13 protein-coding genes and 4 pseudogenes are annotated in these 13,567 nt (G+C 70.0%); 4 read left to right on the forward strand and 13 right to left on the reverse strand.

Going from position 1 to position 13,567, the window contains the following annotated elements; genetic code table 11:
* Window positions 1-24: 24 nt before the first annotated feature.
* The 7 genes from ACWPXE_RS13035 to ACWPXE_RS13065 all read right to left on the reverse strand — a co-directional run bounded on the left by ACWPXE_RS13035 (window position 25) and on the right by ACWPXE_RS13065 (window position 5,294).
* Entirely contained in the window at window positions 25-1,242 is a 1,218-nt protein-coding gene (locus tag ACWPXE_RS13035; RefSeq protein WP_454018198.1) for a molybdopterin molybdotransferase MoeA, read from the reverse strand.
* The gene (gene moaC / locus ACWPXE_RS13040) at window positions 1,242-1,736 is read right to left on the reverse strand and encodes a cyclic pyranopterin monophosphate synthase MoaC (RefSeq protein WP_137114364.1); all 495 of its coding nucleotides are present in this window, start codon (window positions 1,734-1,736) and stop codon (window positions 1,242-1,244) included. Before moaC ends, ACWPXE_RS13035 begins: the two co-directional genes overlap by 1 nt.
* On the reverse strand, window positions 1,733-2,194 hold the full coding sequence (locus ACWPXE_RS13045) for a GNAT family N-acetyltransferase (protein WP_454018199.1): 462 nt from the start codon (window positions 2,192-2,194) through the stop codon (window positions 1,733-1,735). Before ACWPXE_RS13045 ends, moaC begins: the two co-directional genes overlap by 4 nt.
* Window positions 2,195-2,229: 35 nt before the next feature.
* Window positions 2,230-3,018, reverse strand: a complete 789-nt coding sequence (trpC, locus tag ACWPXE_RS13050) for an indole-3-glycerol phosphate synthase TrpC (RefSeq protein WP_454018200.1) — start codon at window positions 3,016-3,018, stop codon at window positions 2,230-2,232.
* Window positions 3,015-4,088 carry an anthranilate phosphoribosyltransferase gene (gene trpD, locus ACWPXE_RS13055; protein WP_454018201.1) on the reverse strand — a complete coding sequence of 358 codons (1,074 nt, stop codon included), beginning with the start codon at window positions 4,086-4,088 and terminating at the stop codon, window positions 3,015-3,017. Before trpD ends, trpC begins: the two co-directional genes overlap by 4 nt.
* Window positions 4,085-4,675, reverse strand: a complete 591-nt coding sequence (locus ACWPXE_RS13060; protein ID WP_454018202.1) for an anthranilate synthase component II — start codon at window positions 4,673-4,675, stop codon at window positions 4,085-4,087. The genes trpD and ACWPXE_RS13060 overlap by 4 nt, the downstream gene beginning before the upstream one ends.
* A gap of 154 nt (window positions 4,676-4,829) precedes the next feature.
* Window positions 4,830-5,294, reverse strand: coding sequence for an STY0301 family protein (locus tag ACWPXE_RS13065; protein WP_454018203.1), 465 nt, complete (start codon window positions 5,292-5,294; stop codon window positions 4,830-4,832).
* Between the two features lie 679 nt (window positions 5,295-5,973).
* On the opposite strand from ACWPXE_RS13065, the pseudogene ACWPXE_RS13070 reads away from it, so the two are divergent.
* Window positions 5,974-6,617 (forward strand): annotated as a pseudogene (locus ACWPXE_RS13070) (divergent polysaccharide deacetylase family protein).
* A 27-nt stretch (window positions 6,618-6,644) separates the two neighbouring features.
* On the forward strand, window positions 6,645-6,800 hold the full coding sequence (locus ACWPXE_RS13075) for a heavy-metal-associated domain-containing protein (protein WP_454018204.1): 156 nt from the start codon (window positions 6,645-6,647) through the stop codon (window positions 6,798-6,800).
* 86 nt (window positions 6,801-6,886) lie between these two features.
* Here ACWPXE_RS13075 and ACWPXE_RS13080 read toward each other — a convergent pair whose 3' ends face one another.
* The 6 genes and pseudogenes from ACWPXE_RS13080 to ACWPXE_RS13105 all read right to left on the reverse strand — a co-directional run bounded on the left by ACWPXE_RS13080 (window position 6,887) and on the right by ACWPXE_RS13105 (window position 12,050).
* Window positions 6,887-7,579, reverse strand: coding sequence for a hypothetical protein (locus ACWPXE_RS13080; RefSeq protein WP_454018205.1), 693 nt, complete (start codon window positions 7,577-7,579; stop codon window positions 6,887-6,889).
* Between the two features lie 229 nt (window positions 7,580-7,808).
* Window positions 7,809-8,054: a hypothetical protein gene (locus tag ACWPXE_RS13085; RefSeq protein ID WP_454018206.1), complete on the reverse strand. Its 246-nt coding sequence runs from the start codon at window positions 8,052-8,054 to the stop codon at window positions 7,809-7,811.
* Window positions 8,036-8,611, reverse strand: a complete 576-nt coding sequence (locus tag ACWPXE_RS13090; RefSeq protein WP_454018207.1) for a hypothetical protein — start codon at window positions 8,609-8,611, stop codon at window positions 8,036-8,038. Before ACWPXE_RS13090 ends, ACWPXE_RS13085 begins: the two co-directional genes overlap by 19 nt.
* A gap of 7 nt (window positions 8,612-8,618) precedes the next feature.
* Window positions 8,619-10,128 (reverse strand): annotated as a pseudogene (trpE, locus tag ACWPXE_RS13095) (anthranilate synthase component I).
* 891 nt (window positions 10,129-11,019) lie between these two features.
* Window positions 11,020-11,229, reverse strand: a pseudogene (locus ACWPXE_RS13100) (peptidylprolyl isomerase); the annotation flags it as partial.
* A complete protein-coding gene (locus ACWPXE_RS13105) occupies window positions 11,163-12,050 on the reverse strand; it encodes a SurA N-terminal domain-containing protein (protein WP_454018208.1) in 888 nt (295 codons plus the stop codon). The gene ACWPXE_RS13105 and the pseudogene ACWPXE_RS13100, both read right to left, overlap by 67 nt.
* 215 nt (window positions 12,051-12,265) lie before the next feature.
* Between ACWPXE_RS13105 and tpiA the strand changes: the two are divergent.
* Window positions 12,266-13,019 (forward strand): annotated as a pseudogene (gene tpiA, locus ACWPXE_RS13110) (triose-phosphate isomerase).
* 127 nt (window positions 13,020-13,146) lie between these two features.
* On the forward strand, window positions 13,147-13,554 hold the full coding sequence (gene secG, locus ACWPXE_RS13115; protein ID WP_454018209.1) for a preprotein translocase subunit SecG: 408 nt from the start codon (window positions 13,147-13,149) through the stop codon (window positions 13,552-13,554).
* Window positions 13,555-13,567: the final 13 nt, after the last annotated feature.

Below are 13,567 nucleotides of genomic sequence, written 5' to 3' on the forward strand. Positions count from 1 at the left end.
AATGGATTTCCCGTGCGGAACGGATTAAAGCGACAGGACACCGCCACTCAGCGGGATCACCGTCACGCGGTCGCCCACGGCGGCGGCGGTTGCCTGCGGCTCGCGGACGATCAGGGCGTCGGCCTGGGCCAGCCGGGACATCATCGCGCTGTCCTGGCGCGGGAAGGGGGTGGCGACGGGCTCGCCGTCCGCTCCGGTGGACAGGGTGGCCCGCAGGAAATCGGTGCGGTCGTCGTTGGCCTTCAGCGGCGCGCCGAGCCGCGCCGCGAGCGTGGCGTTCTCGGCGGGCAACCCTTGGAGACGGCGAAGGATTGGCACCAGGAACAGCAGGGCGGCCACCCCGGTGGACACCGGATTGCCCGGCAGGCCGAGCAGCGGAACGCCGTTCGCCGTCCCGAAAATCAACGGTTTGCCGGGTTTCATGGCGACCCGGTAGAAGTCCAGCGACAGCCCGCCCAGCACGTCGCGCACATGGTCGTGCTCGCCTTGCGAGGCGCCGCCCGTGGTCACCAGCAGGTCGCAGCCGGCCGCCCCGGCGGCCATTACGGCGAGATGCTCCGGATCGTCCTTGGCCACGCCGAGATTGTGGGCGAGCCCGCCCTGGCTGGCGACCAACGCGCACAGGCCGAGCGCGTTGGAGCTGACGATCTGACTCGGTCCCAGCGGATCGCCGGGGAGGGCGATCTCGTCCCCGGTGGCGAGCACGGCGATCCGTGGGCGGCGGTGGACGCGCAGCCAGGGCAGGTTGGCCGCGGCGGCCAGGGCGACGTCGCGGGCGGTGAGCAGCCGTCCCTTGGGAAGCAACTCCTCTCCGGCAGTGAAGTCCAGTCCGGCGGGGCGGATGAAGCGCCCCTTGGGCACGGCGCGCCCGACGCGCACGCGGTCCCCGGCATCTTCGCAATCCTCCTGCATCACCACGGCGTCGGCCCCGGCGGGCAGGGGCGCGCCGGTGAAGATGCGCACGGCCTCGCCCGCTCCGACCGATCCGGCGAAGGCGTGGCCGGCGGCGGACTCGCCGATGCGGCGCAGGGTGACGGGAGCTTCCCCCGATGCCTGGGTGATGTCGGCGGCGCGGACGGCCCAGCCGTCCATGGCGGCGGCGGCGAAGGGCGGCTGGGTCAGCCGGGCGACGGCGGGCTCCGCCAGGACGCGCCCCAGCGCGTCGGGCAGTGGCACCGTCTCCGCCGGTAGGGCGGTGAAGGCGGCGAGGATGCGGGCGCGGGCTTCACCGACCTGCAGCATCAGACCGCGCTCCCCCATTCCCCGCTCTTGCCGCCGGCCTTGTGCAGCAGCTTGACCTCGGTGATGGTCATGCCCCGGTCCACCGCCTTGCACATGTCGTAGACGGTCAGCGCCGCAACTGACACGGCGGTCAGCGCCTCCATCTCCACGCCGGTCTGGCCCCTGAGCTTGCAGGTGGCGGTGATGTCCACGGCGTTGCGCTCGGGATCGCAGGTCAGGTCCACCTTGACCGAGGTCAGCATCAGCGGGTGGCACAGCGGGATCAGGTCCGGCGTGCGCTTGGCCCCCATGATGCCGGCCAGCCGGGCCACCGACAGCACGTCGCCCTTCTTGACGCCGCCCTGGAGGATGAGCGCCAGCGTTTCCGGCTGCATCAGGACGGAGCCGCGGGCGGTCGCCGTGCGTTCCGTATCCGCCTTGTCGGACACGTCCACCATGACCGCGCGGCCTTCGGCGTCGAAATGGGTGAAGCCGCTTGCGGGCTGGTCGGTCATAGGGGTTTCTCCATGAACAGGCTCAGCGGGTCCGGACCGTAGGGGCCGAACGGGGCGCAGTCGGCGAAGCCCTGCTTGCGGTAGAGGGCAATGGCCTCGTCCTGATAAACGCCGGTCTCCAGCCGCAGCAGGGACAGGCCTGCGGCGCGGGCCTCGTCCTCGATGCGTTCCAGAAGGCGCCGACCGATCTGGCCACCGCGCGCGGTCGGCTGGACGAACATCCGCTTGACCTCGCCATAGCCGCCCTCGGTGTCGATGCGCATGGCGCCGCAGCCGACCACGGTTCCCGAACGCCGGGCGACCAGGAAACGGATGTCCGGCTTGGCCAGCGATTGCAGGTCGAGCAGATGGTTGCTCTCCGCCGGGTATAAATCGCCCAGATAGCGGTCCAACTCCTCGATGAGCTGAACCACCTCGCCCTGGAGCGGGCTTTCACGGGCAATGGTCACGTTCGGCACGGCGTCGCTCCTCCCCATTGCTTTTTTATTTGGTGTCAGGCGAGAAGGGCGCGGGTGGCCGCGGTCACATCCTCCTGCCGCATCAGCGATTCACCGACCAGGAAACAACGCGCGCCCACCGCCGCCATGCGCGACAGGTCCGCCGGGCTGTAGAGACCGCTTTCGGCGACCAGCATCCGGTCGGCGGGTACGTGGGCCGCCAGTTCCTCGGTCGTGGCGATGTCCACAGCCAGAGTCTTCAGGTTCCGGTTGTTCACGCCGAGAAGCGGGGTCTTCAGCGCCAGCGCGCGGTCCAGCTCCTCGCGGTTGTGCACCTCGACCAGCACGTCCAGGCCCCAGGCGATGGCGGCGTCCTCGATCTCCGCGGCCTGCGCGTCGCTCAGCGCGGCCATGATGATCAGGATGCAGTCGGCGCCGAGCGCGCGGGATTCGGCGATCTGGTAGGGATCGACCATGAAGTCCTTGCGCAGGACCGGCAGGTCCACCGCGGCGCGGGCGGCCAGCAGATAGTCGTCGCAGCCCTGGAAATAGGGCTCGTCGGTCAGCACCGACAGGCAGGTGGCGCCGCCCTCGCGGTAGGCGCGGGCCAGGGACGGCGGGTCAAAGTCCGGGCGGATCAGGCCCTTCGACGGGCTGGCCTTCTTGATCTCGGCGATCAGGCCGTAGCGGCCCCCGTCCACCGTGCGGCGCAGGGCGCGGATGAAGCCACGCGCCGGGTCGGCGCCGCGGGCGTCCTCCTCCACCGCGGACAGCGGACGGGCGGACTTGCGGGCTTGGACCAGCGCGCGCTTGTCGTCGCAGATGCGGGTCAGGACGTCGCTCATGGCGCGGCAACCGGTTCGTTGGCGATGGAGGAATTCGTGATGGACACAAGGCGCTGGAGCACGGCGCGGGCGCCGCCGCTGTCGATGGCGTGGCGGGCCTGCTCGACACCTTCCTTGAGGTCGCCGGCCTTGCCCGCCACATGCAACGCGGCGGCGGCGTTCAGCAGGACGATGTCGCGGTAGGCGCCCTGGGCGCCGTCGAACAACGCGCGGATGGCCTCGGCGTTCACGTGGGCGTCGCCGCCCTTGAGAAGCTCCGGCCGGGCGCGGAAGATGCCGGCCTGCTCCGGCTCGATCTCGAACACCGTGACCTCGCCGTCCTTGAGTTGGGCGACGGTGGTCGGGCCGGTCGTGGTGATCTCGTCCAGACCGTCGGAGCCATGGACGATCCAGGCGGCCTCCGACCCCAGCCGCTTCAGCACATGGGCCAGCGGCTCCACCCACTGCTTCGCGTAGACGCCGAGAAGCTGGCGCTTGGCGCTGGCCGGGTTGGACAGCGGACCCAGCAGGTTGAAGATGGTGCGGGTGCCCAGCTCCACGCGGGTCGGGCCGACGTTGCGCATGGCGAGGTGGTGGCGCGGCGCCATCAGGAAGCCGATGCGCGCGTCCCACAGGGCCTTGCGCACCAGCCCCATGTCGCAGTCCAGATTGACGCCCAGGGCACCCAGCACGTCGGCGGCGCCCGACTTGGACGACATGGCGCGGTTGCCGTGCTTGGCCACCGGCACGCCGCAGGCGGCGATGACGACCGCGGCTGCGGTGGAGATGTTGTAGGTGCCCGACCCGTCGCCGCCGGTGCCGCAGGTGTCGATGGTGCCGTCCGGGGCCTCCACCGGGATCGCCTTGGCGCGCATGACGCGGGCGGCCCCGGTGATCTCGTCCACCGTCTCGCCGCGCACGCGCAGCGCCATCAGGAAGCCGCCCATCTGCGACGGGGTGGCGTTGCCCGACATGATGATGTCGAAGGCCAGCGAGGCTTCCGGCTCGCTCAGGGCGTTGCCGGCGGCGACCTTGGCGAGGATGGCCTTCATGTCGGTCAGGTCGCCGTGCGGCGCGGACGGCGTGCTCATGCGGCGGTCTCCAGCCGGCGGGTGGTGTTCAGGAAATTCTCCAGGATCTTGTGCCCGTGCTCGCTCTCGATGCTTTCCGGGTGGAACTGCACGCCGTGGATCGGCAGCTCGCGGTGGGACAGCGCCATGATCAGGCCGTCCTCCGTCTCGCCGGTCACCTCCAGGCAGGCGGGCAGGGTGGCGCGCTCGACGATCAGCGAATGGTAGCGGGTGGCCCGGAAGGGCGAGGGCAGGTCCTTGAGGACGCCGCGCCCCTGGTGGAACATGCGGTCGACCTTGCCGTGCATCGGCACCGGCGCGCGCAGCACGGTGCCGCCGAAGGCCTGCCCGATGGCCTGATGGCCCAGGCACACGCCCAACAGTGGAACGCCGGCCTTGGCGGCGGCGTCGATCAGCGGCAGGCAGATGCCCGCCTTGTCCGGATCGCAGGGGCCGGGCGACAGCACGATGCCCTCGGGGCGGAGCGCCATGGCCTCCTCCACCGTCAGGCTGTCGTTGCGGCGGACGTCCGGTTCGGCGCCCAGTTCGCCCAGGTAATGGACGAGGTTGTAGGTGAAGCTGTCGTAATTATCGATGAGCAGCAGCATGGGGCGCCCCGGCATCCTTCCGGCCTGTCGTTTCCGGTCCGTCGGTTTCGGCCCGATCGTCCCGGAATAGCGTTCCGGCCTTGTTCCAAGGCGGGTACCCTAGCGGCTGAAGCCATGGATTTCCAGCCCGTCCGAACCTCGATTTGGCGGAGAATCAGCGGCAGAGGAACTGCGGCGCCGTCGCGGGCTTGTCCAGGACGATGCCGCGCGCGTCGGTCTCCTCGGTGATCTGGCAGCGGCGCACCGTGCGCGGCAGGTCGATGGCCAGCGTTGCCTGTGTCCCGGCATAGCGGCAGATCAGGAAGACATTGTTGCGCCGGGCGGCGGGAAAGTCCCATTGCCGGACTTCCGAGCGGCCCCGCCGGAGGCTGCGGTCCGGCTCCAGCGCCGCCGGGGCGGGGGCGGCCATCTGCGTCGGCCGCTCGCCCTCGACCAGAGCGACGCCGACGAAGGCGTGTTGGTCCTTCGCCGGGTAGGGCGACCAGCCGCCGGGCGCTTCCGGCTGGGCCTGCACGGCCAGGCTGGCTGGGCAGCGGACCTCGTTCGCGAGGGCAGGGCCGGCGGTGGCGGTGACGAGGATCGTCAGGAGGATTATCAGGGGGATCAAGGTGCGGGGCATGGCGGGTCACAGCATAGTCCCAGCCGGTGAAGGCCTCCACCCCGCTCCGCTGTTGCAGCGACGGAGCGGCGGTGCCACCTTGCGCGCAAACCGGAAACCAGGGTTCGAGATTCCTTCCCATGGCCAAGAAAACGCCGCGCAAGCCCCAGAAAGCCGCGGCACGGAAGCCATCGCCGAAAACGCCTGCCGCCGCATCCGGACGGACGGCATCGGGGCGCGCCGTCTCGCCGGTCCTGCTGGCGCTGGCCGGCGTGATCGCGGTCTTCGCGGTGGCGCTCGGTGCGCGCTTCATCATCGGGCGCGACGCGCCGGAGACGGCCGTCGTGGAGCGGGAAGCGCAGGTCATCGCCCCGGCCGTTCCGCCTGCCGTCACGCCGGTCAAGCCGCCCCCGCCCAAGGTCGCGGAAATTCCCTCCCCGCCGGAGCCGCCGGCCCAGCACGAGCCCGAACCCGCGCCTGCGCCGACTCCGCAGGTGAGCGAGGCCCCGGCGCCCGTTCCGGTTCCGGCACCGCCCCCGCCGCCGGCCCTGACGCCGAAGCCGGGGGTGGCGATGCTGCCGCCTCCCGTCGCCCCGCTGGACCGCCCAAGGTGGCGCCCGGATCGCCGCTGTGGAAGAAAAACGCGCTGCCCTTCCGCGCCCCGCCGGGCAAGCCGGCCATCGCCATCGTCATCGACGACATGGGTGTGGACCGCAAGCGTTCGAACCGCACGGTGTCGCTGCCGGCGCCGCTGACGCTGGCGTGGCTGCCTTACGCCCACGAGCTGCCGGCCCAGGCCCGCGCCGCCCGCGCCGCCGGGCACGAGCTGATGCTGCATCTCCCCATGGAGCCCAGCGGCTCCGCCGATCCGGGACCGCAGGCGCTGCGCGTGTCGCTCGACAAGGGCGAAATCCTGCGCCGGACCAAGGCGGCGCTGGACAGCTTCGACGGCTATGTCGGGGTGAACAACCACATGGGCAGCCGCTTCACCGCCGATTCCGCGGCCATGGCGCCCGTGCTGGGGAGATCGCGCGCCGCGGCCTGTTGTGGCTGGACAGCCGGACCACCGCGAAGAGCGCCGGCCTGACCCTCGCGCGGGAGTTTCAGATGCCCTTCGCCGGGCGCGACATCTTCCTGGACAACGAGATGACCGTGTCGGCGGTGCGCAGCCAGCTCGCCAAGACGGAGCAGGTGGCGCGCAAGCAGGGCTACGCCATCGCCATCGGCCACCCGCACGATGCGACAATCGACGCACTGGCCTCCTGGATGCCGGAGGTGCAGAAACGCGGCTTCGTCCTGGTTCCGGTCAGCGCCGTCGTGCGCGCCCACCACACCGGCGGGTGACCGCCGGTCCCGCTTGAGGAGAGTTCCATGGCTGATACCTACAAGGTCGGCGGCATGACCTGCGGCGGCTGCGCCCGTTCCGTCACCAACGCCATCGGCAAACTGGCGCCGGGGGCCGCCGTGACGGTGGACCTCGACGCCGGCACCGTGGCCGTGGAGGGGGAGTTGCCCCGGAGACGGTAAGGAGGGCCGTGGAGGGCGCCGGCTTCGATTTCAGCGGCCAAGCCTGAGGAGGCGTCAGGCGCATTCAGCCGGGCCGGTCAAAGAACCTATTTCAGGACGATCCAGATCCCGGTGAAGGTGTAGCCCCCGCCGGTCATCGTTCCATCGGCGGCGATGGTCCAGGCATTGATGGTCGCGTCGCCGGGATCGTAGAAGCCGTTCGTTCCACGCGTCAGCCAATGCATGCTTTTGCCCTGAATCACGCAGAGCAGGTGCACTTCATCGGAATTCGGAGCGGCGTAGTCCACACCGTTGAGTACGCCGTTGCCCCCTTCGCCGTTGACCGTGGCGCTCAGCATGCAGCGGCGCACCTCGTCATCGAAATCCTGGAGAAGAAGACTGGCCATCGTCTGGCAGGTGGATGCCCTTGTGTTGGCATCCTTGATGATGTTGACGGTGACGGTCAGCCCGAACTGCTTGGCGACGTAGGCAAGAGCGGACGGCGAATTCTGCAGATTGGGGCCGTCCTCGTAGGCGACGCTCATCGACCCCAAAGAGCCGGCGATGTCGAGATCGCCTGTGATCTTGTAGATCTTGCCCGCAAGAGCATGACCGACCTCGTTTCCATTGATGGTGACCGGGGGCGTCAGCATTCTCGTTCTGGGCGTGCTGTGGCACAGCGTAATGGGATAATTGACGCTTGCCACGGACGGAAGGGCGATCAGCGCGGCCGTCAGTGCATAGGCGCCGCAAGCATTGCTTTCGCCGGGTTGCGCGAAATTGAAGGCGATGTTGGGCATCGGACTGGTCCTTTGTCGACTCGAACTCTGCCTCCAGGACGGCCCGGCGCGGATCGTCGTGAAATGCCATCCGCCGATGGCTTGAGCGTCATCGGCGACCAAGTTCCGCGGATCAAAGGTGCTGGGGGGATGGTGCGCGCCATCACAAGGGGCGGCGCGGTCGCCGAGGCGGACCCGCCTTGGCAGCGGTGAGGAAGTCCGTGGAGGGAACCGGACTCGATTTCCGCGATCAGGCCGTCTGTGGACGGCGCAGGCGCCAGACCAGAAGGACGCCGGCCCAGGACAGCGACACCACCAGGGCGACGCTCAGCGCCACGGTGCGCCCGGCGGGTTCGGCCAGCAGATGGGCGGTGGTCAGCGCCAAGGCGAGGCCGGGGTTGGTCAGCAGCGCGCTGCGCATCGCCGCGGCGACCACGCCGCCGCCCATGCGGCCGTGCAGGATCACCGTCAGGCTGGTCAGGGCGATGGGGAACACGGCGGCGATCCGGTGGCCGCCGGGCCGATGCTGTGGCTGAGCGTGGTCACCGTCGCAACCAGAAGGCCGACGAGACCGGCGCGGGCCGGAATGTCGTACCAGCGCGATCGCGCTGTCCGGACCACCTTGTCCGCCGGAATCGGGGCGGAGACCACCCAGGCGGCGATCCCGTAGCAGGCCAGCGTCAGCAGCAGCGCCAGCGGCAGCGTCCACACGACGGCGGAGCGCAGAGTGGACGCCATGGCGATCCAGAAGACGGAACTGGCGATGACCGTCGCCGGCATGCTCCAGAGCGGGGCGATCCGCACCAGAAGCGCCAGATAGAGGACGATCGTCGCGTTCCCGACCATTCCCGACAGGGCGGCGTCGGCGACGAAGCCGTCGCCATGCTCCATCGCGAGCATCACGAAGGCCGGTCCGGTCGAGACGGGCAGGGCGGTGATCATGCCGCCGTAGAAGGGGCCGGCCTTCTCCGCTGCCAGCGAGGCGGCGACGACGACCAGGGCCGCCGCCACGATCTTGATGATCAGCGGCAGCAGCAGCGCATCGAAGGGCATGCGGTCCTTACCGGGCGGAGGTCTCGCGGACGGTTTCCTCCGCGGCGCGGATCAGGGCCATCGACTTGTTGACGGTCTCCTGATACTCGGCCTCCGGATCGCTGTCGGCGACCACGCCGCCGCCGGCCTGCACATACATCATGCCGTCCTTCAGAACGGCGGTGCGCAGCGCGATGCAGGTGTCCATGGCGCCCGACGCGCCGAAATAACCCACGCAGCCGGCGTAGACGCCGCGGCGGGCCTTCTCCAGCTCGTCGATGATCTGCATGGCGCGGACCTTCGGCGCGCCCGAGACGGTGCCGGCCGGGAAGCCGGCGATCAGCGCGTCCAGCGCGTCGTGCTTCGGGTCGAGGTCACCCTCGACGTTGGAGACGATGTGCATGACGTGGCTGTACAGCTCCACGATCATCTTCTGCGTCACCTTGACGGTACCGGTGCGCGCCACGCGGCCCACGTCGTTGCGGCCGAGGTCGAGCAGCATCAGATGCTCGGCCAACTCCTTGGGGTCGCTCAGCAGGTCCTCGGCCAGCGCCTGGTCCTCCGCCGCCGTGGCGCCGCGCTTGCGGGTGCCGGCGATGGGGCGGACGGTCACCTTGCCGTCGCGCACGCGCACCAGGATCTCCGGGCTGGAGCCGACGACCGACAGCTCGCCGAAGTCGCAGTGGAACAGGAAGGGCGACGGGTTCAGACGGCGCAGCGTGCGGTACAGCGCCAGCGGCGACGGCTTGAAGGGGAAGCGGATGCGCTGGGACGGCACGACCTGGAAGATGTCGCCGGCCCGGATGTACTCCTTCGCCCGCTCCACGATCGCGTGATACTCCTCGCGCGTCGTGTTGGAGGTCCAGGCGAGCGGCAGCCCGTCCTTGGTCCGCGGCTCCCGCCGGTAGGGCAGGGGGCGCTCCAGGTCGGCCACCGCGTCCATCAGACGCTCGCGGGCGTCACCGTAGGCGGCATTGCCGTCGACCCCCGGCTTCGGCCAGACTGGAGTGACCAGCGTCACCGAATCGGTGTGGCTGTCGAAGATGGCGACGATGCTCGGCCGCGACAGGATGGCGTCGGGAATCCCTAGCTCGTCCGGGTTGTCGTCCGGCAGGCGTTCCATCAGCCGGACCATGTCGTAGGTCAGGTAGCCGAACAGGCCGGCGGCCATCGGCGGCAGGGCGTCCGGCAGGTCGATGCGGCTCTCGTTGATGAGGGCGCGCAGCGACTCCAGCGGGTCGGTGTCGATGGGCTCATAGGCGTCGCGGTCGTGCAGGGCGTTGCGGTTGACCTCCGCCCGGTCGCGGCGGCAGCGCCACACCAGATCGGGTTTGAAGCCGATCACCGAGTAGCGGTCGCGCCGCGATCCCGCCCCGCGCTCCGCCGATCGAAGAGGAAGCCGAAGGGGCGCCCGTCGGCCAGCTTCATGTAGGCGGAGACGGGGTCTCCAGATCGCTGACCAGCGTGGTCCACACCACCTGCGGCTTGCCGGCCTCATAAGCGGTGTGGAAGGCGGCGAATTCCGGCTGAACCTTCACGGGACGGGCCTCGGCTGAGTGGGGCGATTGAGTGTGGTTAGTTGCCGCTGGCGAAGAACTGGTCGATGCGGTTGCGGTGAACCTCGACCGGGTAGCTGTTGCGCAGTGCGTTGCCGAATTGGGCCATGATGTCGCTTTCCAGCCCTGGGCGACGGTGCTCTCCACGGTCGCCAGCGTGGCGTCGGCCGCCGCCGGGTCCGCCGGGATGATCTCCTTCAGGCGGGCGACGACCTGGCTGTCGGCGGTGGCGCCGGTCGCCGTCTCGCCGGGCTTCACCTCGAACAGCTTGCGCACCAGTTCGCCCGGCAGCCCCTCGACCGAACGGGCGTCGCGGGTGAAGGGCGTGGTCATGGCGAAGCTGGCGCCGGACTGGCTGGCGACGTCCTGCGCTGCGGCCTCCGAGCCCTGCTTCAGCTTGGCGGCGATGTCCTGGGCCTTCTCGGCGGCCAGCTTGGCGCGCTTGTCGTCCTGCCAGCCGGCCACGGCCTGATCGCGCACCTCGGCCAGCGGCTTGGCGCGGCCGGCGTCACGCCGTCGACACGCACGGCGTAGAAGACGTTGTTGGGGGCTTCGGTCAGGTTCGAGGTGGCGCCGGAAGCGAGCTGGAAGGCGGTCTGCACCATGGCGGCGAAGTTCGGGCGGCCGGGGCTGCGTCCTTGCCGTCCGGCGCCTTGCCGCTGCTGTCCACCGCGGCGATCTTGGCGATGGGCAGCGACTGGGCCTGGGCGACCTCCTCCAGCGGGCGCCGCTGGCGAGCTGGTCCTCGACCCGGTTGGCGATGGAGTAGAGCGAATCCATCGCCTTCTCCTTGCGCAACTTGGCCAGGAGCTGGTCGCGGGCCTCCTCGAAGCTCTTGGTGGCGCCCGGCTGGATGGCGGTGACCGTCAGGACGTGCCAGCCCAACCCGCTGCGCACCGCGTCGCTGACCGCACCCTGGGCCAGCGCGAAGGCGGCGTCGCCGATCTCCGGCAGCTCGTTGCGGGTGACGTTGTCGAGCGTGATGACGTCGGTCCCGGCGTCCTTGGCGGCGACGGTCAGTCCCTTGGTCTTGGCGGCCTCGGCGATCTGCTTCGCCTTCGCCTCGTCGTCGGCCAGGACCATCCCCACGGTGCGCCGCTCCGGCGTGCCGAGTTCGTCGGCGCGCTCGTATAAGCGGCGCGCAGCTCGTTGTCGGGGATCTGGATGTCCTTGGCGATCTCGTCGGCGGAGAGTTGGGCGATGCTCAGCGACCGGTATTCCGGCGCTGTGAAACGGACCTGATGATGGTTCTCGTAATAGCGGGTCAGCTCCGCCTCGTCGGGCACGCCGACGTCGCCGATGGCGGCGTTGGGCAGGGTGACCACCTCGGCCACGCGGCGCTCTCCGCGGAAGCGGTAGAGGTCCTGGACCAGCGGCTTCGGCGGGGTCACCCCTGCGCCGACCGCACCGGCCACCAGCTCGCGCGCGGTCTCGCGGCGCAGCAGGGCGACGTAGCCGTCCTCGGTCAGCTGGTTGTTGCGCAGAACGCTGCGGAACTGGGCCGGGTCGAACTGGTTCTGCGCGTTGCGGAAGGCCGGCTCCTCGGCGATGCGCTGGCGCACCACGTCCGGGCCGACCGAGATCCCGGCGTCGCGCGCCGCCTGATCGTAGAGCGCGCGCTGCACCAGCGCCGACAGCGACTGGTCGAGCAGGCCGAACTGGCGCGCCTGCTCCGTCGTCAGGTTGCCGCCCACCATCGGGCGCAGCCGTTCCATCTGGCGACGGAACTCCTGATCCAGCTCCGCCCGGTCGATCTCCACCTTGCCGACGGAGGCGACGGTGCTGGAAATCCCGCCTGTGCGGATCATGTCGCCGATGCCCCAGGCCGCGAAGCTGACGATGAGGAGCACGAACAGGATCTTGACGACCCACGAACCGGCGTAAGTGCGGATGAACTGAAGCATGGGACCCGAAGTGAGTGCGCAAAGGACGGCCCTGCGGCCGGGGCGGCATCATAGGCACCCCGCGAAAGCCCGGCAACACCCCATTTCCCCGAGATTCCCCATCGGAAAGAACCCGTTGGACGGGTGGAAATACCACGCACTCCTTGCTAGACAGGGGGCGCACTTTGAAAACGAACACCCGCACCAACAAACGAGAGCCGGAGGACGTAAACGCCATGGCCGCACGCCGCAAACTGATTGCTGGGAACTGGAAGATGAACGGGCTGAAGGCCGACGGGCTCGACCTCGCCTCGGACCTCGCCGGGCGCCTGACGGGGCCGGGACGGTTGCCTTCGACATGCTGGTGTGCCCGCCCTTCCCGCTGCTGTTCCCGGTGGGCGACGCCATTTCCGGCAGCCCGCTGGCGCTGGGCGCGCAGGACTGCCACGCCAAGACCTCCGGCGCGCACACCGGCGACGTCAGCCCGGCCATGCTGACCGACGCCGGCTGCCGCTACGTCATCCTCGGCCATTCGGAGCGCCGCGCCGACCACGCCGAATCCGACGCGCAGGTCGCCGCCAAGGCGGCGGCGGCCCACAAGGCGGGCCTGATCGCCATCATCTGCGTCGGCGAGACGGAGGCCCAGCGCGACGCCGGGCAGGCGAACAGCGTCGTCGCCAGCCAGCTCAAGGGTTCGATCCCGGAGGGCGCCACCGCGGCGAACACCGTCATCGCCTACGAGCCGGTCTGGGCCATCGGCACCGGCAAGACCGCGACCCCCGACGACGTCAAGGCGATGCACGCCCACATCCGGGCGGAGCTGGCCGGCAAGACCGCCGATCCCGACGCGGTGCGCGTCCTCTACGGCGGCTCGGTGAAGCGGGCAACGCGGCGGAACTGATGGCGGTGGAGAATGTGGACGGCGCGCTGGTCGGCGGCGCCGCGCTGAAGGCGGACGATTTCTGGGCGATCGCCACCAGTTGCCGCTAGCATATCGCGCAGGACCGCGTTAAAACAGTGGGCGCGCGCCACGGGCCCTTGCCAAGGTCCGTGGCGCGCTGTTGGTTTGGGCGGTCCCTGCGGACCGCTCCGGGAAGGGATCAAGGGAACGGGCTGCATGGAATCGGTGCTTCTGGTCATTCACCTGCTGATCGCCCTGGCGCTGGTCGGGGTCATCCTGATCCAGCGGTCGGAAGGCGGCGGTCTCGGCATCGGCGGCGGCAACATGGGGGGCATGATGTCCACCCGCGGCACCGCCAATCTGCTGACGCGGACCACCGGCATCCTGGCGGGCTGCTTCATGGCGACCAGCCTGGTCCTGGCGGTCCTGGCGGGTGCGCACCGGGCGCCGACCTCGATCATCGACACGATGCCGGCCCAGCCCGTGGCCCCGGCGGCCCTGCCCAGCCGGCGGCGCCGGCGCAGCCCCCGCCGGTCGCCCAGTAACAGCGGCCCGGCAAAACGCGACGCGGCTCCGGCCGGGTCCGACGTGAGGCGGCCTCCCCGAAGCCGCCTCTTTCTTTGAGGATCGTCGATCT

The sequence above is a fragment of the Azospirillum sp. Marseille-Q6669 genome (assembly GCF_965111635.1).

What these genes read in the sequence shown, in the direction of transcription:
- moaC (WP_137114364.1), bottom strand. Translation starts at nt 1,736, where the DNA reads ATGACCGACCAGCCCGCAAGCGGCTTCACCCATTTCGACGCCGAAGGC.
- ACWPXE_RS13065 (WP_454018203.1), bottom strand. Translation starts at nt 5,294, where the DNA reads ATGCCCCGCACCTTGATCCCCCTGATAATCCTCCTGACGATCCTCGTC.
- ACWPXE_RS13080 (WP_454018205.1), bottom strand. Translation starts at nt 7,579, where the DNA reads ATGCCCAACATCGCCTTCAATTTCGCGCAACCCGGCGAAAGCAATGCT.
- trpC (WP_454018200.1), bottom strand. Translation starts at nt 3,018, where the DNA reads ATGAGCGACGTCCTGACCCGCATCTGCGACGACAAGCGCGCGCTGGTC.
- secG (WP_454018209.1), top strand. Translation starts at nt 13,147, where the DNA reads ATGGAATCGGTGCTTCTGGTCATTCACCTGCTGATCGCCCTGGCGCTG.
- ACWPXE_RS13105 (WP_454018208.1), bottom strand. Translation starts at nt 12,050, where the DNA reads ATGCTTCAGTTCATCCGCACTTACGCCGGTTCGTGGGTCGTCAAGATC.
- ACWPXE_RS13075 (WP_454018204.1), top strand. Translation starts at nt 6,645, where the DNA reads ATGGCTGATACCTACAAGGTCGGCGGCATGACCTGCGGCGGCTGCGCC.
- ACWPXE_RS13090 (WP_454018207.1), bottom strand. Translation starts at nt 8,611, where the DNA reads ATGCCCTTCGATGCGCTGCTGCTGCCGCTGATCATCAAGATCGTGGCG.
- ACWPXE_RS13035 (WP_454018198.1), bottom strand. Translation starts at nt 1,242, where the DNA reads ATGCTGCAGGTCGGTGAAGCCCGCGCCCGCATCCTCGCCGCCTTCACC.
- ACWPXE_RS13060 (WP_454018202.1), bottom strand. Translation starts at nt 4,675, where the DNA reads ATGCTGCTGCTCATCGATAATTACGACAGCTTCACCTACAACCTCGTC.
- trpD (WP_454018201.1), bottom strand. Translation starts at nt 4,088, where the DNA reads ATGAGCACGCCGTCCGCGCCGCACGGCGACCTGACCGACATGAAGGCC.